Consider the following 481-nt stretch of genomic DNA (forward strand, 5'->3'; position numbering starts at 1 on the left):
CCATTACAAATTTATCTCATAGCCTAAATTCATAAATTTTCTTAAATTTTCATCTGGTTAATATCTAGAGTAATTTATTAAATTTAAGCCAAATTTAATGAAAATTTGAAAAATTTATATTAAAATTTGCACTTTTTTTAAAAAAAGTGTTAAATTCCCCCCCCCCCATATAAACAATTTAATCTACCTTGCGATATAATCAAATAAGCCTAAGCAAAGGATTAAGCTTAAGGCAAATTTCTTTTAAAAGGATATAATATGAGTTTTAGAATAAACACCAACATAGCAGCTATGAATGCTCATGCTAACTCAGTAGTAAATGATAGAGCTCTTAGTAGCTCACTAGGTCGCCTTAGCTCTGGTCTTAGGATACAAACAGCAGCTGATGATGCCTCAGGGCTTGTTATAGCTGATAGCTTAAAGTCTCAAGCAAATTCTCTAGGTCAAGCTATATCTAATGGTAATGATGCTATAGGTATAG

The 481-nt window shown here is 31.0% G+C and carries 1 protein-coding gene; it reads left to right on the top strand.

The annotated features are described in order from the left end of the window. Nucleotides 1–258: 258 nt before the first annotated feature. Nucleotides 259–481, top strand: a 223-nt coding sequence (locus CSUIS19073_RS08295) for a flagellin N-terminal helical domain-containing protein (RefSeq protein WP_442863273.1), incomplete at its 3' end; no start/stop codon positions are given.

The organism is Campylobacter sp. RM19073 (assembly GCF_024723495.1).
In the GTDB taxonomy this organism is placed as follows: Bacteria; Campylobacterota; Campylobacteria; order Campylobacterales; family Campylobacteraceae; genus Campylobacter; species Campylobacter porcelli.